This window comes from Aminivibrio sp. (genome assembly GCF_016756745.1).
Taxonomy (GTDB): Bacteria; Synergistota; Synergistia; order Synergistales; family Aminobacteriaceae; genus Aminivibrio.
Genome location: NZ_JAESIH010000044.1, coordinates 83,023 through 103,715, shown reverse-complemented (window position 1 = coordinate 103,715; position 20,693 = coordinate 83,023). Strand labels below are relative to the sequence as shown.

Here is a 20,693-nt window from a genome sequence, read left to right as displayed (position 1 = left end):
GTTTTCTCCCGCATCGCGGCGGGAGAGGTGGTGGAGCGCCCCGCGTCCGTGGTCAAGGAGGCGGTGGAGAACTCCCTCGACGCCGGCGCGACGGAAGTGAAGGTCTCTCTCTTCGAGGGAGGGAAGGTCCGCATCGTGGTGGAGGACAACGGCGAGGGTATCGCCTTTGACGAGCTTCCCCTCGCAGCGGCCCGGCACGCCACCAGCAAGATACGCACCGTGGAGGAGCTGGAGCGCATACGGACCCTCGGCTTCCGGGGAGAGGCCCTGGCCAGCATTTCCGCCGTGAGCAGGTTTGAAGTCCGGTCCCGGCGGGAGGACGACGAGACGGGAGGCCTCCTCCGCATCGAAGGGGGACGGCAGGTGATGCACACCCCCGTTTCATGCCGCAGGGGGACGCGGATCTCGGTGGAGGACCTTTTCTATACCCTTCCGGCGCGAAGAAAATTCCTGAAGTCGGCGTCCTCGGAGGAACGAAGGGTGTCGTCCCTCCTCCGGGATTTCGCCGTGGCCTACCCGTCGGTGGCTTTTTCCGAGAGCAGGGACGGGAAGGCGGGGTTTTCCTCCTCCGGCGACGGCGACCGGGAGCGGCTGCTCAGGGATCTCTGGGGTGACGCCGGTGAGCTTCGTCACTGCGAGACCGCGGCGTCCCATCTCAACCTGGAGTGCTGGTGGGCCCCCTTTCCGGGCAAGACCAGGAGCATCGTCACGTCTTTCGTCAACGGCCGGGCGGTGACCGACCCGCTGATACGGAGCGCCGCCGGGTCCTTGTGCAGGGCCTATGCCGGGAACTGGGTGTTTCTCTTCTCCCTTGACCCGGAGCTGCTTGACGCCAATATCCACCCCGCCAAGGCGGAGGTGCGGTTCCGCTTTCCGGGAGAGGTGTTCGACACCATCCAGCAGGCAGTGCTCAGGCTTTCCGGCCGGGTTCCTTCCATTCCCGGGGCAGCGGTTCCCTCCTTTTCTCCTTCCCCGGGCCGCTCCTTTTCAGACGCTCCCGGGGCCGGTACCGGACGGGGGGGAGGCTGGTCCTTCCGGGATGAAGGTTTTTCTTCGGAGGGGGGTAACCTCTTCGCCCGGGTGGCATCGGACCTGTCCCCCGGAGCGGGGACTGTTCTCGAAGAGGTCCCTGCCGGGGCGGAAGAGCAGGGAAGACATTTCCGCTATCTCGGCCAAATCGCCTCGGGGTACCTGGTGTTCGAGACGGAGGAGGGCCTTGCCGTGATGGACCCCCACGCCGCCCACGAGCGGATCGGCTACGAACGGGCCGGAAGGTTGTCGGCGGAGTCGGTGACGGTGCAGAAGTGTGCCCTTCCCCTGCCCGTGGCGCCCTCTCTGTCCGTGTCGGTGCGGGAACACCGGGACGGGCTGGAGGCTGTCGGCTTTGCGTTCGGTGAACAGGACGGGCAGATTTCCCTGACCGCTTACCCGTCCCTGCCCGGCGGCATGGCGGAAGATCCCCTGCGCCTTCTGCGCTCCGTGCTGCTTGAATGGACGGAGGACCGGAAGGCCGCCCTTGGGGAGATCCTGTGGAAGAAATTGGCCACCATCGCCTGCGGCCTGTCGGTGAAGCTGGGAGACCGGATCACGGCGTCGGAGGCCCTCGCCCTGTGGAGGAACCTCCTGGAATGCGAGTCTCCGTGGAACTGCCCCCACGGGCGCCCCACGGTGCTCTCCCTCACGGCGAAAAAGCTGGAATCATACTTCGGAAGGGAATAGACGACCATGAACGAACGAAACCCCTTTCCCGTGGCGGCCATAGTGGGCCCTACGGCGGTGGGCAAAACGGCCCTCAGCCTGCTCCTGGCCGAACGGCTGAGGGCGGAGATCATCTCGGTGGACTCCCGGCAGGTGTACCGCTTCCTCGACGTCGGGGCGGACAAGATTTCACCGGAGATCCGGAAGAAAATCATCCACCACATGATCGATGTAGTTGACCCGGATGAGGTGTTCTCCGCTGCCGATTTCGTGGCCCGCAGCCGCGACGCGGTAAGGCGGATACGGGGACGGGGCAGGATTCCCCTGTTCGTGGGGGGGACGCCTTTCTATTACGAGGCCCTTTTCTCCGGCCTTCTTTCCGACAGCGCCCCGAAGAACGAGGGACTCCGCCGGGAGTTCGAGGAGTTCGCGGAAAGAGAAGGAAGCCGGGCCCTTCACGACAGGCTCGCCCTCGTGGACCCGGAGACGGCGGGGAGGCTTCACGTCAACGACGTCCGCCGGGTGGTCCGGGCGCTGGAGATAAGTACCCTCACCGCCACCCCTGCCTCGGAGTGGTTCCGGAAGACGGAAAAGATGCCCGGCCGGGGCGAGTTCGACGTGCTTTACATCGGCCTGAACCGGGACAGGAAACTCCTTTTCGAATCCATAGAAAAAAGGGTGGGGGAGCAGTTCGCCGGGGGATTCGTGGAGGAAGTGGAGTGGCTTCTCGAGAGGGGCTACGACGAACGTTTCCCCTCCATGCAGGGTTTCGGCTACAAGGATATCGTGGACTATTTCCGTGGCCGGTGTTCCCTCGAAGAGGCCGCGCAGCGGGACATTCGCCGGACGAAGGCCTTTTCCCGGCGGCAAATGACATGGTTCAGCAAATTTTCTCCCATAGTATGGTATGATATCAAGGATAGCTTGATGCCGGACTTGTCTGAGCGGATAGAAAAGGAGGTCCGGGCGCATCTTGGAAAGGGAACAGGGGAAAATCATCGTTGAGATCGCTTCTCCCACGGGGTTCTGTTTTGGGGTGAAACGGGCCATCGAAAGCCTGGAGCACTGCATCGACGAGTGCGTCTCCGCGGGAGAGGGGAACGGGAAAGTCTACTCCATAGGAATGCCCATCCACAATCCCCAGGAAGTCGAGCGGCTGTGCAGGAAAGGGCTCGTGGTGACCGAGAGCATCGAGGATGTGCCTGAAGGGGCCAGGGTGTTCATCCGGGCCCACGGCGTGTCTCCTGGTGTGAAGAAAAAGCTGCTGGAGCGATGCGGTGACCGGGTTACCGACGCTACGTGCCCCTTCGTGAAAAACGCCCAGGAGAAGGCCGCCCTCCTTTCCGGAGAAGGATATTATCTTCTCGTTCTCGGCGATCCCGATCATCCGGAGGTGCAGGCCATCGTGGGGTGCGCTTCGGGCGATGTTTCTGTCGCGTCCACGCTTTCCGATGTGCGGAGGGTTGGCAAAAAGGACAAGTTGGGGGTAATATCACAGACGACGCAAAAAACGGAGTTCTTCGGCGCGGCGGCGGATGTCCTCACCCGGAAGGCGGGAGAGCTTCGGGTTTTCAACACCATTTGCGGCGCCACGACCCGCCGGCAGGACGCGGTGAGAAAGATCACCGGTACCGTGGACGGCCTTGTCGTCGTGGGAGGCAGGAACAGCGCCAATACGGCGAAGCTCGTTGAAATAGCCCGTTCCCGCGGATGCGACGTTCTCTGGATAGAGCACGCGGGAGAAATCGACGGGATGTGGTTCGCCGGAAAGGCGCGAATAGGAATTGCGGCCGGTGCGAGTACTCCGGACTGGCTAATAGAAGAACTGAAAATCGCAATAGAGACATCGCAGGTGTCAAGGGGGATGGAAGGTTATGACGGAAGAAATGATGATTGAAGGACTCAGCGGCGAGTCCGGAGAAACGACGGAAATGGAAAGCATGGAGAGCATTCTGGAGCAGTACGGCGAAGTTGAAGAGCTTCACCGGGGCAAGGTGGTCACCGGAACGGTCGTGAACGCCGTGGACGGCGGCTGGCTTGTGGACGTGGGCTACAAGTGCGAGGGATTTCTGCCGGCGAAGGAATGGTCCCACAAGGTTCTCGTGGAAGATTCGGAAGAACCGGCCCCGGGAGACAAAATACAGATCCAGGTGGTCAGCATCCGCCACGGCGAAGAGGCCCAGCTTCTTGTCAGCCGGTGGCGCTGCGAGTTCGACCGGCGCTGGACTGAACTTGAAAATAAACTCGCCCAGAACGAAGTGGTTTCCGTCACGGGCCTGCGCAAGGTCAAGGGCGGGCTCATGGTGGAATGCTGCGGCCTGGAGGGCTTCGTGCCCATCTCCCATCTCGCCGAGGAAGGCCGGGGTGTGAATCCGGGGAAATTCGTGGGCGAAGTCTTCGAAGCTAAATTGATGGAAAAGGACAAGAAGAAGCACCGCCTTGTCTTCTCCCGCAGGCTCATCGTCGAAGAGTCCCTGATGGAGGAGCGGGAGAAGTTCTACGCCGACGTCCAGGAAGGAACGATCCTCGACGGCGAAGTGAGCAGCATAACCTCCTTCGGCGTGTTCGTGAACGTGGGCCCCATGGACGGGCTTGTCCACATGAGCGAGCTCTCCTGGAAGAGGAACATCAAGCCCAAGGAGATGTTTAAGAAGGGCGATCCCGTGAAGGTGAAGGTCATCGGGATCGACCGGGAGGCCAACAGGCTCTCCCTGAGCATGAAGCAGATCAAGGACGATCCCTGGATGACCGCCGCCGACCGCTGGAAGCCCCAGGACAAGACCAGGGGCGTCGTCACCAACGTCACCGACTTCGGCGCCTTCGTGGAAGTTGAGCCCGGCATCGAGGGCCTCATCCACATCGGCGACCTGAGCTGGACCAGGATCAAGCATCCCCGGGATGTGCTCCGGAAGGGCCAGGAAGTGGATGTGGTGGTTCTTGACGTGGACATGGAGAAAAAGCGCATGAGCCTCGGATACAAGCAGCTCAACGACCCATGGAACAATGTTCTCTCCCGGTACAGCAAGGACCAGGACCTGACCGTGAAGGTCGTTCGGCTCGCCGACTTCGGTGCCTTCGTGGAAGTGGAGGAAGGCGTGGAAGGACTCATCCACATCTCCCAGCTCAGCACGAAGAGGGTGGAGAAGCCCCAGGACGTGCTGTCCGAGGGGCAGGAAGTGGTGGCCCGGATCATCGAGATTAACCCTGCCGACCGGAGGATGCGCCTCAGCATCAGCGCCCTTGAGGAACCCGCCCAGCGCAGGCCGAGGGACGACGACCGGAAGAAGGGCAGGCAGGACCGCCGGGAGCACGACAACCAGATGAAACCTGTCATGAACGACGGGGAGGCCAGCGTCACCATCGGAGAGCTGTTCAGGAACTCCATGCAGGAAGAGTGAAAACGGTGGAAGGGGTCGCCCGCAAAGGCGCCCCTTCTTTCTTTTCAAAATACAATTAACGAAAGTGCGGCGAGATGATGGATTCTCTGTATCTTCGGGTATATCCCGATCCCGTTCTCAGGAAAGAGACCAAACCCGTCACCGATTTCGGCGACGGGTTCAAGGATCTTGTGGCGGACCTCGTGCGGCTCATGGACCAGCATGACGGAGTGGGTTTAGCCGCCCCCCAGGTCGGAGTTTCTCTCAGGCTCGCCGTGGTTTTTTACCAGGGAGAGCTTCACGTGCTGGCCAACCCCGTCCTCGTGAGTTCCGAAGGGGAGCAGGACGGAGAGGAGGGATGCCTCAGCTTTCCGGGGATCTTCGGGAACGTGAAACGCCCCATGAAGGCAACGGTGCGCCACTTCGACATCAACGGGGAGGAAAAGGAGACGGTCGTGGAGGATTTTCTCGCCAGGGCGTTCCTCCACGAGATGGACCACCTCGAGGGCCGGCTGCTCATCGACCGCTTTTCACCCCTGAAGAGAAGCATGGCAAAAAAGAAGCTGCTCCGCGCAGTGGCGGAACGGGAGGAGGAGAGGGTGTGATTCCCCCCCATTCCGGCGAAAACCGGCCGGTCCTGTGGTTCTTCGGCACAGGACGGTTTGCGGCGCGCATTTTTTCCGTCCTTTCCCGGGAGATCTCCTTCGACCTCGTGGTGACGTCCCCTCCCTCCGTGGGAGGCAGGGGACTGAAGGAACTGCCGTCCCCTGTGGAGGAAGCCTGCGGGGAGCTCGGCATCACCCCCCTCCGCTCCGAAAGCGTGGGGAAAGACGAGATTCTTCTCTCGGCCCTCCGGGAGACTCCTCCCCTGGCCATCCTGGTGGCGGATTTCGGGCAGAAGATTCCCGAGCCTTTCCTCTCTGCACCCGCGGGGGGGTGCCTCAACATTCACCCGTCGCTGCTGCCGCTCTACCGGGGAGCCGCCCCGGTGCAGCGGTCCTTGCTGAACGGCGACCCCGTGACTGGGGTAACTCTCTTCCGTCTCATCGAGCGGATGGATGCCGGCCCCATTCTCCTCCAGGAGGAATATGTCCCGGGAGAAACGGAGACCGCCGGTGAGGTTTTGGACATCCTTGCGGAAAAAGGTAGCAAACTTTTTCTGTTGGGTGTAAAATGCTTCATTGAAGGGACTTGTTCGTTTAAAGAGCAAAATTCCGAATCAGCAACCTATGCACCGAAAATTAGCAACAAAGAAGCCCAAGTTTCCTGGAACGCGCCGGCCGCGCGGATAGTCAGGGCGGTGAGGGCTTTCAACCCGGCCCCGGGCGCATTTCTTTTCACAGGATCCAAACGACTGAAGATCTGGAGCGCAAAAACAAGCCCACTGTCGGGCGCTCCCGGAGAGGTTCTCGCTTTCGACGAAGGGTTTCCCGTCGTGGGAACCGCCGAAGGGGCGATCATCCTTCTGACCGTCCAGCCTGAGGGAAAACGAAGGCTCGACGGCGCCGAATGGGCCAGGGGGCTTCACCTGAAGAAAGGAGATTTTCTTCATTGACCGAACCCGACATTAGCGTCCTGTCCGATCTCATAGCCCGATACCCGTCAGAGAATTTTCCCGTGCCCGGCTGGCCGAAAGTTGTGGCCGTCACCGGGGCTCTCGGTTCCGGAAAAACGGAATGGGTACTCAATCTCGCCCTGGGCTTTTCCGGCCTGGGAGAAAAAGTCACCATAGCCGACATCGACATCATCAATCCCTATTTCTGCATACGCCAGGTCTCCGAAAAGCTTGAACGAAGAGGTTTCCGCATCATCACCACCCCCGAGAACGCCCGGTGGTCCGATATGTCCGTGGTCTCGCCGGTGGTCACCCGAGCCCTCGCCGAGGATGACGGGAGGCTCCTGCTGGATATCGGCGGAGACGCGGAGGGGGCCCTGGCCCTGAAACAGTTCGAGCCGGACATCCGGAAGGCGGGTTACCTGCTTATCCTCGTGGTGAACACCTTTCGGCCCCAGACATCCACCGTTGAGGCCATCGAAAAAATGCTCCGGAAAATGGAGGGCATCTGCGGCCTGTCCGTGGGGGCCTTGGTGAGCAATTCCCACCTCATGGACGAAACATCGGCGGAAGACTACGTCCGGGGACTCGAGACGGTGTGCGCCGCCGGGAAGAAGCTGGGACTGCCCGTTCTCTACGCGGGGGTGCACCCGGATCTCCGGAGCGAAACCGCCGGGGTTCTGAAATCACGCGAAATTTCCGTTCCCCTCTGGCCCCTTTCCAGGTACATGATGCTTCCCTGGGAAGACGGGGCGATGTGGTCCAGCGGGGCAGCGGCCGAGTAAAGAGCATGTGGTATTCCAATTTTGTCTGGAAGGGGTGCTAAGGAAATGCCGAAAGGACGCATCGAGGTTCTCGAGCAGTATTGCAAGAGCTGCGGACTGTGCGCGGCGGCCTGTCCGATGAAGGTCCTCCGGATTTCGGAGAAGACCAACGCGAAGGGCTACAGGCCCGTGGAGCAGTTCAAGGAGGGGTGTATCGGGTGCGCCATGTGTGCCGTGACGTGTCCCGACGCCGCCATTGAAGTGTTCAGGATTCAGGAATAATCCTGGTTTTCGGAGGTGAAAACGACATGGGACGCATATTGATGAAAGGAACGGAAGCCATAGCGGAAGCCGCCATACAGGCAGGCTGCAAGTATTTCTTCGGGTATCCCATCACTCCCCAGAATGAGATCCCCGAATATATGTCAGCCCACCTTCCCGAGGTGGGAGGCGTCTATGTACAGGCCGAAAGCGAAGTGGCCTCCATCAACATGGTTCTCGGCGGAGGCGCCACGGGATACAGGGTCATGACCTCGTCTTCGAGCCCCGGAATCTCCCTTATGTCCGAAGGCATTTCCTACATCGCCGGATGCGAGATTCCCGCGGTCATCGTGAACGTCATGAGGGCCGGCCCCGGTCTTGGAGGCATTCTTCCCGGCCAGGCGGACTACCTCCAGGCGACCAAGGGCGGCGGAAACGGCGACTACAATCTTATCGTCCTCGCCCCCAGCACGCTGCAGGAGTGCGTCGACCTCACCCAGCTCGCATTCGACCTTGCCCAGAAATACAGGAACCCCGTCATGGTGGCCGCCGACGGCTTCATGGGCCAGATGATGGAAGCGGTGGAGATAAAGCCCAGCCCCACGAAGGACCAGCCCGCCGATGCATCGTGGGCCCTCGGCTTCATGGAAGAGCGGGGCGGCAAGCGCAGCCACCTTCACAGCCTCTTCCTCGCTCCCGAACCTCTTGAGGAGCACAACCGCAAGCTGCAGAAGAAGTACGCGGCCATAAAGGCGGCAGAGCAGCGGTGCGAGTGCTTCCGGATGGAAGACGCGGAGCTTCTCGTCGCCGCCTACGGCACCACGGCCAGGATCTCCCGCTCCGCCGTGAACAACCTGCGGGCGGAAGGCCTCAAGGTCGGCATGATCAGACCCATCACCCTGTGGCCCTACCCCTACGAGGCCTTCAAGACCATTCCTTCTACCGTGAAGCACATCCTCGTGGCGGAAATGAACGCAGGGCAGATGGTGGACGACGTGAAGGTCGCCACCGGGTGCCGGTATCCGGTCTCCTTCTACGGACGCATGGGCGGATTCGCCCCCTCCGTGAAGGAAATCGAGGACGAGTGCAGGCGCATTCTTGCCCTGTAAGAGGGAGGGAAAAAACATGAGTGAAGTGAAAGTGTACGAACGGCCGAAGAGCTGGATGCCGAACGTGAGCAGCCACTATTGCCCGGGCTGCGGGCACGGCATCGCCCACAGGCTTGTCTGTGAGGCTATCGACGAACTCGGCATACAGAACGACACCATCGGAGTGGCCCCCGTGGGCTGCGCCGCCATGATCTACGACTATATGGACACCGACTACTGCGAAGCCCCCCACGGGAGGGCACCGGCAGTGGCCACGGGACTGAAGACCGTCCGCCCGGACAAGATCGTCTACACCTACCAGGGCGACGGCGACCTCGCCTCCATCGGTATGGCAGAGATCATCCACGCGGCGAACCGCGGCCAGAGCATCACCGTGATTTTCATCAACAACGCCATCTACGGCATGACCGGCGGCCAGATGGCCCCCACCACCCTTATCGGCCAGAAGACCACCACCTGCCCCCTTGGACGGGACGCCAGTGTGAACGGCTATCCCCTCAGGGTGAGCGAAATGCTGGCTACCCTTCCCGCTCCGGGGTTCATCACCAGGGTGACCGTAGCCCAGCCCAAGTACACCCTCAAGGCGAAGCAGGCCATCAAGAAGGCCTTCCAGAATCAGGTGGAAGGTAAGGGCTTTTCCCTCGTGGAAGTGCTCTCCTCCTGCCCGACCAACTGGGGGATGCGCCCCGTGGAAGCCTTCGACTGGCTTCTCAGCTCCATGATGCCCTACTATCCCCTTGGCGTCTTCAAGGATTTCGACTAGAAAGGGGGAGAAGAACAATGTCCGGCTTCTACAAAACGCTTCTCGCGGCGGGGTTCGGCGGCCAGGGCGTCATGGTTCTCGGCCAGCTTGTGGCTTATACCGGCATCGCGGAGGGACGGCACGTGACATGGATCCCTTCCTACGGCCCGGAGATGCGGGGCGGCACGGCGAATTGCGGCGTGGTTCTCTCAGACGAGGAAATCGGTTCTCCCGTGGTGGACAAGGCCGATGTCCTGGTGATCATGAACCAGCCCTCCCTCTCAAAGTTTATTGACAGGGTGAATCCCGGCGGTGTCCTGGTGTACAACAGTGACCTCGTGGAATACGACGGCTCGCGGAAGGACATCTCCGCAGTAGGACTGCCCGCTTCCACCATAGCCTACGAGCTCGGAAGCGACAAGATCACCAATATCGTCGTCCTGGGTGCAGTAGTGGAATCCAGCGGTATCGTGAACAACGATGTCTGCGTGGAGACCATCAAGGAAAAACTCGGCAAGAGGAAGCCCGAGTTTCTTTCCATGAACCTCGAAGCCTTCGAGAAGGGGAAAGCCGCGGTACGGGCGGCCCTTTCCAAATAGATCCGGCTTCTTCATGGATGCCAGGGAAAAGACTATATCGAAAACCATCGCCTACCGGGGAAGCATTCTGAACCTCCGGATAGACAAGGTGGAGATTCCCGGAGGACGGAAGACTGTCCGGGAGGTGGTGGAGCATTCCCCCGCCGTGGCGGTTCTTCCCGTGGAGGCTGACGGCACGGTCTATCTCATCCGGCAGTACCGCTACGCCATCGGCGACGAGATCCTCGAGATCCCCGCCGGCCTCGTGGAATCGGGCGAAGACTTCGACCGGTGCGCCGAACGGGAACTCCAGGAGGAGATCGGCTACTTCCCGGGAACCCTGCGGGAGATCGGCCGGATGTACAACTCTCCGGGCTTCTGTACGGAGATGCTCATCCTGTACCTTGCCACGGACCTTCGGCCGTCGAAGCTCCAGGCTGACGACGACGAATTCATTCACCTTCATCCTGTGCCTGCGGGAGAAATCCGGAAGCTGCTCGAGGAAGGGAAGATCGTTGACGGAAAGACCTTCGCCGCCTTGACCTGGTATCTCGCCTTTCAGGAAAAAATTTGACCCGAACCGGGACCGGAATCCTCCGGTCCCGGTTTTTTATGCTATCATGAGTAACTATTATGAGATTATATGACTTTGAAACTTCGGTGGAAAATTTTCTGTCCTACCTTCTTCTGGAGCGGGGTCTGAGCCCCAACACCATCGCCGCATACCGCCGGGACCTCCGGGAGTGGGGTGGTTTCTGCGCCCTTGCGGGTGCGTCGCCTCTCCCCCCGGAGCAGGAAACTCTCTCCCTGTTCCAGCGGCATCTGGCCAGGGGGGAGAAAAGCCCGGCAACGAAGCAGCGGGTCATTGCCGCTCTGAGGACCTGGATGCGCTACCTTGAACAGGAAGGCGAAGGAGGCGGTGATGTGCGCCTTCCGTCGCTTCCCGGGCGGAAGGAAGGATTGCCCCGCATCCTCAGTGAAGGGGAGGTGGACCGTCTTTTCCAGGCCTGCGAAGGGGCAAGCCCTCTCGACATCAGGGACCGGGCCCTTTTCGAGACGGCTTACGGCTGCGGCCTGCGGGCGGGGGAATTGTGCGGCCTCAGGCTGGGGGACGTGGATTTTCCGGCGAGGGTGCTCCGGGCTTTCGGCAAGGGAGAAAAGGAGCGGGCGATTCCTTTTCTGGGGCAGGTGAGAGAACGGGTGGGGATCTACCTGGAAAAAGGGAGGCCTCTTCTTCTGAAGGCCCCGTCCGATTTTCTTTTCCTCACCAGAAGCGGCAATCCCATGAAGAGGGAAGACATTTGGAGAACGCTCCGCAAGAGAGGGGCAAAAGCCGGAATCCCGGCGTCACGCCTTCACCCCCATGTGCTGCGGCACAGCTTCGCATCCCACCTCCTCCGGAGGGGCATGGACCAGAGGAGCCTTCAGGAGCTTCTCGGCCATTCGTCCATAGCCACCACGGAAAAGTATCTGCATTTTGACCTCGAGCTTCGGGACGTTTATGATAAGGCCCATCCCAGGGCATAAGCCCCTTCCCTTTTTTCGAGAGGAGGAATAGAGATGCGGAACAGGGTCCGGAAAGCCCTTGACTATGTACGTTCCCGTTCGGACGGAATACCGGAGGCTGCGGTGGTCCTCGGTTCGGGCCTCGGCGCCTTTGCCGATGCCCTTGAAGACAAAATCGCGATACCTTACGGGGACATTCCCGGCTGGCCTTCGTCAACGGCCCCGGGGCACGCCGGAAGGCTTGTCCTCGGAAAGATCGCGCAAAAATACGTTGCGGTCATGCAGGGACGGGTTCATTATTACGAGGGATATTCCATGGAGGACGTGGTCTTTCCGGTGCGGGTGTTCGCGTCCCTGGGCGTAAAGACCTACGTGGCCACCAATGCAGCGGGAAGTGCTGATCATGCCCTTTCTCCGGGCGACGTGGTGCTTTTGTACGACCATATCAACTGGATGGGAGCGAACCCCCTGAGGGGTCCCGACACTCCGGAGTGGAACCCGAGGTTTCCCGACATGACCCACGCCTACGACAGAAAGCTGATCGAGGCGGCGGAGCGGGCGGCGGAAAAGGAAGGCATTCTTGTCAGACGAGGAGTGTACATGGCCTTTCCCGGGCCATCCTTCGAGACGCCGGCGGAAATTCGCATGGCCCGCCTGCTCGGAGCGACGGTGGTGGGCATGTCTACCGTTCCCGAGGTCATTACGGCGAACGCCATGGGGATGAGGGTATGCGGTATTTCCTGCGTGGCCAACCACGGGGCGGGGATGACGGAAAACACCCTGACCGGCGAAGAGGTGCTCGAGGAGATGGCGAAGGCGTCGGACAGGCTGATCCGCCTTCTGACGCGTTTTTTGGGGGAGATGGAATAACATGGACATGCTTGGGTTCATCGAGCGGAAGAGGGACGGCGGCGTTCATCCGGCAGAGGAGATCCGCCGGTTCGTGACGTCCTTCGCCTCCGGAGAGGTTCCCGACTATCAGGCCGCGGCCTGGCTCATGGCTGTCTTCTTCAACGGGCTCAGCGACGAGGAACTGGGGGAGTTCACCCTGGCCCTCGCCCGGTCGGGGAGAGTGCTCTCCTTCGGCGGCGATCTTTTCCTTGTGGACAAGCACAGCACCGGCGGGGTAGGCGACAAGATCAGCCTGCTGCTGGTGCCTCTTGCGGCGGCCTGCGGCCTTTCGGTGGCCAAGCTCTCCGGCCCGGGGCTCGGATTTACGGGCGGAACGGTGGACAAACTGGAGGCCATTCCGGGTTTTCGGACCCACCTTTCCTCGGAGGAGTTCCTCCGGCAGGTGAAGGAGATAGGCTGCGCCATATCAGGCCATTCCGCCGACCTGGCTCCCGCCGAGGGGAAGTTCTATTCCCTCCGGGACGTCACGGGGACAGTTCCCTCCCTGCCCCTTATCTGCAGCAGCATCGTGAGCAAGAAGATCGCCGGCGGCGCGGACGCTTTCGTTTTCGACGTGAAGTGCGGCAGCGGTGCCTTCATGAAGGATTACGGCAGCGCCGAAAAACTGGCGGAGGCCCTCGTGTCCCTCTCGAAAAAACTTGGGAAAAAAGCCATGGCACTGGTCACCGACATGGACCAGCCCTTGGGCGAATGGGTCGGGAACGCCGTAGAGGTTTTGGAGGCTGTGCTGGTGCTAAGGGGCGGCGGTCCCGCCGATGTGCGGGAAGTGACCGTTTCTCTTGCGGGGGCCATGGTGTCCCTTGGAAAGGGCGTTTCCTTCGAGGATGGGTGTGCTCTGGCTGCCGAAAAGCTGGATGACGGGAGTGCCCTCGAAAAGATGAAGGCGCTTGTGGAGGCCCAGGGCGGGAAGGGACAGGTGTGCGGCGCTCCCGAGACGGTTCTGTCCGTTGCTCCGGAAAAGGCCTTTGTAAAGGCGATGTCAGGAGGTACGGTGACCAGGATTGACGCCCGGGCGGTGGGCGAGGGGGTGAAACGGCTCGGGGGAGGGCGCATGTCCCTCGGGGATCCCATCGACCTTTCCGTGGGAGTCCGTATGATAGCGAAAACGGGGGCGGCGGTCTCCGCAGGGGACGCCCTGCTCGAAATCCGGTACGGGAGCGAGGAAAAACTGGAAGATGCCCTTCCGTTCTTCGAGAAGGCCTTTTCAGTGGAAGAGACTGCAATGAACTCTCCCCATTGTGGAGAGGGAAAGAAAAGGAGTTTTGTTCTTGGGACTATCCGGTAAAGTGCGTTTTGCGGCAGGGATTCTTCTTGCTTTGCTTTTGTTTCTTGTTCCGGGCGAAGCCCTTGCCCGGGCGAATGTAGAGTATCCTTCAACGGTGGGGGCGGGAAACCCTTTCGTGATACGGGTTACTTCCTCCGCCCCCCTCACGGGAGTGTCCGTGGAATGGCAGGGCCGGAGCGTCCCTCTCGATGTGGCCGTGTGGAATAACCATTACATCGCCCTCGGCCTGTTCGGAACCCAGACCGGCAAGGTGAAGACCGGTTCCCACGTGATGAAGATCACGCTCCAGTCCAACGGAACCCGGCGCCGGGTCTCCTGTTCAATCCGGGTGACCCCGGTGAAGTACAGGGAGGATCATTTGACCCTTCCGGAGAGCATGGTGACGCCGCCGGCACACGTCCTGGCGAGGATTGCCGAGGAGCGGAAAGCTGCCGGAAGAGCCCTGTCCACGGTTACCCTCTCCAGGGAATGGGGCCTTCCCCTGGCAAGGCCGGTGGACGGCATCGTGACGAGTCCCTACGGCCGGAGGAGAGTGCTGAACAAAAAACCGAGAAGCCCCCACGGGGGAATGGACTTCCGTGCCGCAGCGGGAACCCCCGTCCGGGCGGCCCTTCCCGGCAGGGTCGTTCTCACCGGGGACCATTACTACGCGGGAAAGAGCGTCTATATCGACTCCGGCGGGGGAGTGATCTCCCATTACTTCCACCTTGATTCCGTAGGCGTGAAGGAGGGGGACCGAGTGAACAGGGGTGCCGTCATCGCAAGAAGCGGCATGACGGGCCGGTCCACGGGGCCCCACCTGCACTTCGGCCTCAGCCTCTCGGGACAGCTTGTGAACCCGGAACCCCTTTTCGAGGGCACTATTGCAGGAATGCTCGAAAAGACGGTCAGCCGGGTTGTGAACATTACAGGGGGGGAATAGAGCCATGGCCGCGCCGGGATGCTCGCCCCTCCCCGTAGTCTTCTGCTTTCTGCTCGGAGAAAAGAAGGTTCTTCTCTACCGGAGGATGACCGATCCATGGAACGGTACCATTACCGTCCCCGGGGGGAAGAAGGAGCGGGGGGAAACGGCCCGGGAAGCCTGCATACGGGAGATAGAGGAGGAGACAGGATACCGTCTCGGGTCGATTCGCCTCAGGGGTATTGCCCACATTCTCTCCGGAGAGGCCGAGGCCACGGGTTACTATTTTTCCTCCAGGGATTTCGAAGGGGAACTGCGGAAAAGTGATGAAGGCGTGCCTTTCTGGTATTCTGCGGAGGAGAGTCTGTCCCTTGAAGGGGTCAACCCCTTCTACAAACTTCTTGCCCCGAGGATTCTCGACGAAACCGCCCCGTTTTTCGAGGCGAAGATTTTCTCGGATGAACAGGGGATCCGCTCATTCTCCTTCGAGAATGTCTGAAGCAGCCCATGGCAGGCTTACTTTTCCGATGAGGTGATGACGACGATGTTCCGAAAAGGTTTTCTTTTTTTCGTTCCTGTTCTTCTTGCGGTCTTCCTGGCCTGTCCGGCGGGAGCCTCGGCAGTGGAAGATGATTTGTTCGCCCGGTATTTTTCGGAAAGGATAAGGGCGGAGTCGGTTCTTCCGGTGGTTACAGCCACGGAAGAGGAGCTCCGGCGGGGCTCCGTTCCCACCCTGACCGTCTGCCTTGAAAGGGCGGATATCGGAGGAGTTGTCTATGACCGTTTGCTGCTGGTGCTGTCTGACGTACTCTTTACCCGCTCGGGGGACGGAATCCGGGTCCATTCCTACAGCGAGAGCCGTCTCTCGGGGAATATCCTGAAAAAGGATTTCCTCGCCCGGCTGCAGCAAAAAATGCCCCACTACGCCATTTCCGAACTGGAGCTGAAGGACGGCAAGGTCATGGTGTTCGGGGCATACCGGAGAAAGGGTACCTTCACAATGAATGCCCTTATCCGCCTTACGGGGCAGTATGTCATTGACGGAGACGGGAAGGCCTTAGTCCGGTTCGATGATTCGACCAACGACAACCCCTTCATCTCCGCCATCGACGTGGGCCGGGCCGTGGCGAAAGCGGCCCCGGTCATTTCCTTCAGCGACTTCTTTGCCTCTCCGAAGGTGACCGAGGTCCGGGTGGGACATGACATGGTCTGGTTTTCCGCAAAATAAAAACAGGGGCCCGGAACGGGGCCCCTGTTTTTGGCTGGATTCCGTCACTTCATGGTGGAAACAAACATGTAGATTCCGATCGCGGCTACGATAAGAACACCAATCACTGCCGTCATATTCATTTTCTGAGCCTGCTTGGCCACCTGGTTCATCCCCATTCTTCAGAATATTTGCTTCATTGGGAACTTTCACCCGGATATCCTACCCCTGATGACGAAGAAAGGCAAAGCCGCCGGCGATCAAAAGCAGCCGTTGGACTTCAGCTGAGAGAGCAAAAGGAGCCGGAAGCTCTTCAGGTCTCATCTGTTCTCTCATTCTCCATGATTTTGTGAAATTCTTTCGCGGATGGCTGACAGGCCGATCCAAAAGGGCGTTTTCCCAACCGCTCCGGGCTACACTGCCTTTTCCCTTTTGTGCGCTTTTGTCAGACAACGGGAAAAGCCCCCCGAGTGCGGTTGACGCCCGGTATCGGATGGCTTATCATAGCTTCGGCAGGGAGGCGAATGTGTCCTGGTGGGTGCCCTGGACTTCAAATCCAGTGGGGGGCGGTATAGGCTGTCTCCGGTGGGTTCGATTCCCACACGCCTCCGCCACTCTGACCGCCATGAACAGCCGGATGAGCGTGAAGCTCCCAGGTCATTTTTTGAGCTCCGGATTATTTCCCCTTCGTCCAGTATCCCCTGTGCACTGCGATGATCGCTTCCTGAAGTTCCCTGTCGGCGACTGGGCCGACGATTTCGATCTTCTTCCGGCCCCTGGAGATGACCTCCCTGGAGGGGAGATCGAAGGTGAGGTTGTTTTCGTCCGAGCCTGTGAGTTCAAGGAGCTGTTTCTCCGTAATGCCGAAGACGACCCTTCCGACGTTGCCCCAGTAGATGGCGCCGACGCACATGCAGCACGGTTCTGCGGTGGTGTAGAGGGTGCATTCCCAGAGGAACTCCTTGGGATACTTCTTTCCGGCGAGCCGCATGACGGTTGTTTCGGCGTGGCCCGTGCAGTCCCGTTCGGTGACCTCGATATTTCCGGATTCCACGAGGATGTTTCCTTCCCTGTCGGCCAGAAGGGCTCCGAAAGGATGATTTCCCGAGGCGACCGCCTCTTTGGACAGTTCGATGCACCGCCTCAGGAGCGCTTTATCCACTGTCTTCATTGTTCTTCTCCCTTTCGCACAGGCTGCGCAGCATTCATCAGGTGCGCATCTCCCGGTTGAAGGGCTTGCCGAGGGCGGTGGGGCCCAGCAGCAGACTTTCTCGGCTGAAGGCGAGGACGACGATGACCAGGGCGTAGGGCAGCATGACGGCGAATTCGTAGGGGAAATCGATTCCCTGCCCCTGGATGGTGAGCTGGAGCGCCTGGGCGAGGCTGAAGAGCAGCGCTCCTCCCATGATCCTGAGGGGACGCCAGTGGCCGAAGTAAACCAGGGCCACGGCGATGAAACCCCTTCCGGCGATGATTTCGTCGCTGAACATTTTCACCTGGCAGAGGCTCAGATAAGCCCCTGCGAGGCCGGCAAGCGCCCCGCCAACGGCCAGCGCCTGGAAGCGGACAAGATTGACCCGGATGCCCATGGAGTCGGCTGCCCGCGGATTGGTTCCCGAGGCCCGGACCCGCAGCCCCCATGGTGTCTTGAAGAGGATGTACCACGCTGCCGGGACCAGAAGGAATGTCAGGTAGACCAGCGGATTGTGGGAGAAGAGGACCGGGCCCAGGAAGGGAATCTCCGAGAGAACGGGGATCGGGAGCCTGTCGATGCCGGGAACGCTCTGCGTTCCACCCACGAAGTGACGAAAGAGTGTCCCGGCGGTGCCGACGCCGAACATCTGGAGACCGATGCCGGCTATTCCCTGGGGCGCCCGGAAGGTGACCACCACAACCCCGAAGAAAAGGCCGAGAAGCGCGCCGACTCCTGCGGCGAGCAGGAGTCCCAGGATGTTGAAAGCTCCGGGTACGGGGCCTCCCCGGCCTGCGACATAGGGGACGAGCATCCCGAGGAAGGCCCCCATGGCCATGATCCCTTCGCAGCCGAGGTTGAAGACGCCCGCCCGCTGGTTGAACATTTCTCCGAGGGAGGCGAGCAGAAGCGCCACGCTGAACGGAATGCCGAGAGCGAGAATGTTGACGGTGTAGTCCATGAGATCACTCCTCCCTGTTGCGTCCTGTCAGGCTCCGGTATCTCCGCCATGCCCGTTCGGTAAGGTAGGGGTTCGCGAGGACCATCCGCGTCGACACGATGACGAGGATGATGATGCCCTGCAGGACGAGCACCATGTTTGCCGGGACGCCCGCCATGCGCTGCGTCATATCTGCCCCCACGATGAGCAGGCCGAAGAAAAACGAGGCCGGGATGATGCCCGCAGGGTGCAGCCCTCCGAAAAGAGCGACCACGATGCCGCTGAAGCCGTAGCCGCCGGTGATGCCCTCGATGGCCCGTCGGTGCACTCCCGCCACCTCCACGGCCCCGGCAAGCCCGGCGAAGGCCCCGCTGATCATCATGGCGGCCACGAGGCAACCCGCCACATCTATTCCGCCGTACCTCGCGGCCCGTTCACCCGCTCCTGCGGCCCGCATCCTGTACCCCCACGAGGTTCTCCAGAGGAGCAGCCAGACGGCAAAGGCGAGAAAGACGGCGATATATACGCCTGTATGGATTCGTGTGCCCGGAACCAGTCTGTCGAGCCATACGGCCCTCGTCAGGCGCATCGACTGGGGTGTGCCGCTGCCCATGGTGATTTCCGCCGGATCGAGCATGGGCCCCCTCAGGCAGAAGGTGTAGAACTGGGCGGCGATGTAGTTCAGCATCACCGTGGAGAGAAGCTCGCTGACGTGGAGTCTTGCCTTGAGGATGCCCGGAATGAATCCCCAGACCGCCCCGCCGAGGGCCCCAGCGGTCAGGGCCAGGGGCAGCAGCACGTACCTCGGAAGGCCGGGAAAGGCCAGAGCCGCTGCCGCTGCGGCGAGGATGCCCATGGCCATCTGTCCCTCGGCGCCGATATTGACGATGCCGCTCCGGTAGGCGACCGATATCCCGAGGGCGATGACGGTGAGCGGTATGGCCCGTATGATCACCTCTCCGATCTGTATCCTGTTTTTGAGCGGTTCGAGGATGATGACCGAGTAGGTTTTCGTCACGTCGGCACCGATGGTCCAGAGGATGAGCGCGCCAAGAAGCATGGCCGACGCCGCTGCCGCAAGGATGACGGCGAACCTGTAGAGGACCTTAAACTGCTTCGTCATGGTGCACCCCTGCCATCAGGAGGCCTATCTTCCTGCTGTCCGCCGAACGCCTGTCGAGGATGCCGAGAATCCGTCCCTTGAAGATAACGGCAATGCGGTCGGAGAGGTCGAGAATTTCATCCAGCTCTTCGCTGATCAGCAAGATGCCGATCCCTTCCATGCGCTTTTCCAGCAGGCGCCTATGGATGAACTCCGCAGCTCCCATGTCGAGGCCGCGGGTGGGGTAGACCGCTACGAGAAAGCGGGGCCTGCGGGAAATCTCCCTGGCAAGGATGACCTTCTGGATGTTGCCCCCGGAGAGGGATCCCGCCGGTACCTCCGTGTCTGGGCTGCGGATGTCGAACTCGGTGCGCAGCCGTTCGGCGTGCCGATCGATCTCTTTCAGCTTCAGGAATGACCAGGCAGCGAACGGGGGAGCCCCGGCATCCTTCAGGATGAAGTTCTCCTTCACCGAGAAGGAGGGAACGATCCCCTCCGTGTTCCGCTCCTCGGGGATGTAGCCCATCCCGGCGTCGATGACATCCCGGGGCGGACGGTTGACAATATCCCGGCCGAAGAAGAGGATTTGGCCCTCCTCGGCCTTCCTCAGACCGTTTATTGCTTCGGCCAGCTCCCGCTGTCCGTTACCCGAGACGCCTGCGAGGCCGACGATCTCACCCGCGCAGACCGAGAGATCAAGGCCGTCCACGGCAAGGAATCCCCTGTCGCTCCGTACCTTCAGCCCCCTGATTTCGAGGGCCGGATTTCCCTCGCATTCCGGAGCCTCGTTCCTTGGGAGGTGAATCTCCCGCCCCGTCATCAGCGCCGCGATATCGTCGGAGGAATGGTCGGCGGTGCTGCCCTGGAAAACTACCTTCCCCCGCCGAAGAATGACCACCTTATCGGATAGGTTCTTCACCTCCTGGAGCTTGTGGCTGATGAAAATGATGGAGAGCTCCCGCGTCATTCTCCTGAGAAGGAGGATCAGCTCGTCCGTTTCCTGGGGCGTCAGGGCGCTGGTGGGTTCGTCCAGGATGAGGAATCGGGCGCCGAGGCAGAGGGTTTTCACCAGCTCGACCCGCTGCTGTTCTCCCACGGAGAGCTGCCAGACGTAGGCGTCGGGATCCACTGCAAGGCCGTATTTCCGGGAGATCTCGCCGATGCGGGCGCGGACCATGTCAAGGTCGAGGGCCAGGGGAGACCATGCCCGGGTGTAGCCGAGGGCGATGTTTTCCAGCACCGTCATGTTCGCCACCAGCATGTACTGCTGGTGCACCATGCCAAGCCCCGCGGCGAAGGCGTCGCCCGGGGAGCGGAAGACCGCTTCCTCCCCGTTGATCAGGATGCGCCCCTCGTCGGGACGGTACAGGCCCATCAATATGTTCATCAGCGTGGTCTTTCCCGCGCCGTTCTCTCCGACCAGTGCCAGCACCTCTCCTTCACCGACGGAGAGGGAAATGTCGCTGCAGGCGAGGACCCCGGGGAAGCGCTTGGTGATGTGCTCCACCCGGAGGCTGGTAATTTTTCGGGTGTTCGGTTCCATGGGGAGACCTCCCGGTATTGG

General features: G+C 60.9%; 22 protein-coding genes and 1 tRNA gene. 19 read left to right on the top strand and 4 right to left on the bottom strand.

Annotation, left to right across the window (positions count from 1 at the left end; genetic code table 11):
* The first annotated feature begins 30 nt into the window (after nucleotides 1-30).
* From mutL to JMJ95_RS06370, 19 genes are all read left to right on the top strand, one after another.
* Nucleotides 31-1,719 (top strand): DNA mismatch repair endonuclease MutL, encoded by a 1,689-nt coding sequence (gene mutL / locus JMJ95_RS06460; protein WP_290683770.1) that lies wholly within the window; start codon nucleotides 31-33, stop codon nucleotides 1,717-1,719.
* A 6-nt stretch (nucleotides 1,720-1,725) separates the two neighbouring features.
* A complete protein-coding gene (miaA, locus tag JMJ95_RS06455) occupies nucleotides 1,726-2,703 on the top strand; it encodes a tRNA (adenosine(37)-N6)-dimethylallyltransferase MiaA (protein WP_290683768.1) in 978 nt (325 codons plus the stop codon).
* Nucleotides 2,672-3,595, top strand: coding sequence for a 4-hydroxy-3-methylbut-2-enyl diphosphate reductase (gene ispH / locus JMJ95_RS06450; RefSeq protein WP_290683766.1), 924 nt, complete (start codon nucleotides 2,672-2,674; stop codon nucleotides 3,593-3,595). The genes miaA and ispH overlap by 32 nt, the downstream gene beginning before the upstream one ends.
* Nucleotides 3,573-5,096, top strand: a complete 1,524-nt coding sequence (locus tag JMJ95_RS06445) for a S1 RNA-binding domain-containing protein (RefSeq protein ID WP_290683764.1) — start codon at nucleotides 3,573-3,575, stop codon at nucleotides 5,094-5,096. The genes ispH and JMJ95_RS06445 overlap by 23 nt, the downstream gene beginning before the upstream one ends.
* 74 nt (nucleotides 5,097-5,170) lie before the next feature.
* On the top strand, nucleotides 5,171-5,680 hold the full coding sequence (gene def / locus JMJ95_RS06440) for a peptide deformylase (protein WP_367153771.1): 510 nt from the start codon (nucleotides 5,171-5,173) through the stop codon (nucleotides 5,678-5,680).
* The gene (gene fmt, locus JMJ95_RS06435; protein ID WP_290683762.1) at nucleotides 5,677-6,630 is read left to right on the top strand and encodes a methionyl-tRNA formyltransferase; all 954 of its coding nucleotides are present in this window, start codon (nucleotides 5,677-5,679) and stop codon (nucleotides 6,628-6,630) included. Before def ends, fmt begins: the two co-directional genes overlap by 4 nt.
* Nucleotides 6,627-7,415, top strand: coding sequence for a hypothetical protein (locus JMJ95_RS06430; protein ID WP_290683760.1), 789 nt, complete (start codon nucleotides 6,627-6,629; stop codon nucleotides 7,413-7,415). Before fmt ends, JMJ95_RS06430 begins: the two co-directional genes overlap by 4 nt.
* Before the next feature lie 45 nt (nucleotides 7,416-7,460).
* Complete coding sequence (locus tag JMJ95_RS06425; protein WP_290683758.1) at nucleotides 7,461-7,676, top strand: ferredoxin family protein; 216 nt, start codon at nucleotides 7,461-7,463, stop codon at nucleotides 7,674-7,676.
* 26 nt (nucleotides 7,677-7,702) lie between these two features.
* Entirely contained in the window at nucleotides 7,703-8,764 is a 1,062-nt protein-coding gene (gene vorB, locus JMJ95_RS06420; RefSeq protein WP_290683756.1) for a 3-methyl-2-oxobutanoate dehydrogenase subunit VorB, read from the top strand.
* 16 nt (nucleotides 8,765-8,780) lie between these two features.
* Nucleotides 8,781-9,527, top strand: coding sequence for a thiamine pyrophosphate-dependent enzyme (locus JMJ95_RS06415; protein ID WP_290683754.1), 747 nt, complete (start codon nucleotides 8,781-8,783; stop codon nucleotides 9,525-9,527).
* Between the two features lie 17 nt (nucleotides 9,528-9,544).
* Nucleotides 9,545-10,105: a 2-oxoacid:acceptor oxidoreductase family protein gene (locus JMJ95_RS06410; RefSeq protein ID WP_290683752.1), complete on the top strand. Its 561-nt coding sequence runs from the start codon at nucleotides 9,545-9,547 to the stop codon at nucleotides 10,103-10,105.
* Nucleotides 10,106-10,118: 13 nt separating this feature from the next.
* Complete coding sequence (locus JMJ95_RS06405) at nucleotides 10,119-10,658, top strand: NUDIX hydrolase (protein ID WP_290683750.1); 540 nt, start codon at nucleotides 10,119-10,121, stop codon at nucleotides 10,656-10,658.
* Nucleotides 10,659-10,717: 59 nt separating this feature from the next.
* A complete protein-coding gene (locus JMJ95_RS06400) occupies nucleotides 10,718-11,611 on the top strand; it encodes a tyrosine-type recombinase/integrase (RefSeq protein ID WP_290683748.1) in 894 nt (297 codons plus the stop codon).
* A 33-nt stretch (nucleotides 11,612-11,644) separates the two neighbouring features.
* The gene (locus tag JMJ95_RS06395; protein ID WP_367153770.1) at nucleotides 11,645-12,460 is read left to right on the top strand and encodes a purine-nucleoside phosphorylase; all 816 of its coding nucleotides are present in this window, start codon (nucleotides 11,645-11,647) and stop codon (nucleotides 12,458-12,460) included.
* 1 nt (nucleotide 12,461) lies between these two features.
* Nucleotides 12,462-13,787, top strand: a complete 1,326-nt coding sequence (locus tag JMJ95_RS06390; RefSeq protein WP_290683747.1) for a thymidine phosphorylase — start codon at nucleotides 12,462-12,464, stop codon at nucleotides 13,785-13,787.
* Entirely contained in the window at nucleotides 13,771-14,709 is a 939-nt protein-coding gene (locus tag JMJ95_RS06385; protein ID WP_290683746.1) for a M23 family metallopeptidase, read from the top strand. Before JMJ95_RS06390 ends, JMJ95_RS06385 begins: the two co-directional genes overlap by 17 nt.
* A 4-nt stretch (nucleotides 14,710-14,713) precedes the next feature.
* A complete protein-coding gene (locus JMJ95_RS06380) occupies nucleotides 14,714-15,187 on the top strand; it encodes an NUDIX domain-containing protein (protein ID WP_290683744.1) in 474 nt (157 codons plus the stop codon).
* 45 nt (nucleotides 15,188-15,232) lie between these two features.
* Entirely contained in the window at nucleotides 15,233-15,916 is a 684-nt protein-coding gene (locus JMJ95_RS06375) for a hypothetical protein (RefSeq protein ID WP_290683742.1), read from the top strand.
* A 495-nt stretch (nucleotides 15,917-16,411) separates the two neighbouring features.
* A tRNA-Sec gene (locus tag JMJ95_RS06370) sits at nucleotides 16,412-16,509 on the top strand.
* A 62-nt stretch (nucleotides 16,510-16,571) separates the two neighbouring features.
* Here JMJ95_RS06370 and JMJ95_RS06365 read toward each other — a convergent pair.
* Genes JMJ95_RS06365 through JMJ95_RS06350 form a run of 4 tightly spaced genes read right to left on the bottom strand, consistent with a single transcriptional unit; the run spans nucleotide 16,572 to nucleotide 20,672 of the window.
* Nucleotides 16,572-17,066 carry a nucleoside deaminase gene (locus tag JMJ95_RS06365; RefSeq protein WP_290683740.1) on the bottom strand — a complete coding sequence of 165 codons (495 nt, stop codon included), beginning with the start codon at nucleotides 17,064-17,066 and terminating at the stop codon, nucleotides 16,572-16,574.
* 37 nt (nucleotides 17,067-17,103) lie between these two features.
* On the bottom strand, nucleotides 17,104-18,048 hold the full coding sequence (locus JMJ95_RS06360; protein WP_290683738.1) for an ABC transporter permease: 945 nt from the start codon (nucleotides 18,046-18,048) through the stop codon (nucleotides 17,104-17,106).
* A 4-nt stretch (nucleotides 18,049-18,052) separates the two neighbouring features.
* Nucleotides 18,053-19,150: an ABC transporter permease gene (locus JMJ95_RS06355; protein ID WP_290683736.1), complete on the bottom strand. Its 1,098-nt coding sequence runs from the start codon at nucleotides 19,148-19,150 to the stop codon at nucleotides 18,053-18,055.
* Nucleotides 19,134-20,672 carry an ABC transporter ATP-binding protein gene (locus JMJ95_RS06350; protein WP_290683734.1) on the bottom strand — a complete coding sequence of 513 codons (1,539 nt, stop codon included), beginning with the start codon at nucleotides 20,670-20,672 and terminating at the stop codon, nucleotides 19,134-19,136. Before JMJ95_RS06350 ends, JMJ95_RS06355 begins: the two co-directional genes overlap by 17 nt.
* Nucleotides 20,673-20,693 lie beyond the last annotated feature (21 nt).

Bases quoted from the DNA above. Each gene is read 5' to 3' on its own strand.
- JMJ95_RS06390 (WP_290683747.1), top strand. From the start codon at position 12,462: ATGGACATGCTTGGGTTCATCGAGCGGAAGAGGGACGGCGGCGTTCAT.
- def (WP_367153771.1), top strand. From the start codon at position 5,171: ATGATGGATTCTCTGTATCTTCGGGTATATCCCGATCCCGTTCTCAGG.
- vorB (WP_290683756.1), top strand. From the start codon at position 7,703: ATGGGACGCATATTGATGAAAGGAACGGAAGCCATAGCGGAAGCCGCC.
- JMJ95_RS06360 (WP_290683738.1), bottom strand. From the start codon at position 18,048: ATGGACTACACCGTCAACATTCTCGCTCTCGGCATTCCGTTCAGCGTG.
- JMJ95_RS06445 (WP_290683764.1), top strand. From the start codon at position 3,573: ATGACGGAAGAAATGATGATTGAAGGACTCAGCGGCGAGTCCGGAGAA.
- JMJ95_RS06350 (WP_290683734.1), bottom strand. From the start codon at position 20,672: ATGGAACCGAACACCCGAAAAATTACCAGCCTCCGGGTGGAGCACATC.
- JMJ95_RS06405 (WP_290683750.1), top strand. From the start codon at position 10,119: ATGGATGCCAGGGAAAAGACTATATCGAAAACCATCGCCTACCGGGGA.
- miaA (WP_290683768.1), top strand. From the start codon at position 1,726: ATGAACGAACGAAACCCCTTTCCCGTGGCGGCCATAGTGGGCCCTACG.
- JMJ95_RS06400 (WP_290683748.1), top strand. From the start codon at position 10,718: ATGAGATTATATGACTTTGAAACTTCGGTGGAAAATTTTCTGTCCTAC.
- JMJ95_RS06415 (WP_290683754.1), top strand. From the start codon at position 8,781: ATGAGTGAAGTGAAAGTGTACGAACGGCCGAAGAGCTGGATGCCGAAC.
- JMJ95_RS06410 (WP_290683752.1), top strand. From the start codon at position 9,545: ATGTCCGGCTTCTACAAAACGCTTCTCGCGGCGGGGTTCGGCGGCCAG.
- JMJ95_RS06395 (WP_367153770.1), top strand. From the start codon at position 11,645: ATGCGGAACAGGGTCCGGAAAGCCCTTGACTATGTACGTTCCCGTTCG.
- JMJ95_RS06380 (WP_290683744.1), top strand. From the start codon at position 14,714: ATGGCCGCGCCGGGATGCTCGCCCCTCCCCGTAGTCTTCTGCTTTCTG.
- JMJ95_RS06375 (WP_290683742.1), top strand. From the start codon at position 15,233: ATGTTCCGAAAAGGTTTTCTTTTTTTCGTTCCTGTTCTTCTTGCGGTC.
- JMJ95_RS06425 (WP_290683758.1), top strand. From the start codon at position 7,461: ATGCCGAAAGGACGCATCGAGGTTCTCGAGCAGTATTGCAAGAGCTGC.
- JMJ95_RS06355 (WP_290683736.1), bottom strand. From the start codon at position 19,150: ATGACGAAGCAGTTTAAGGTCCTCTACAGGTTCGCCGTCATCCTTGCG.
- JMJ95_RS06365 (WP_290683740.1), bottom strand. From the start codon at position 17,066: ATGAAGACAGTGGATAAAGCGCTCCTGAGGCGGTGCATCGAACTGTCC.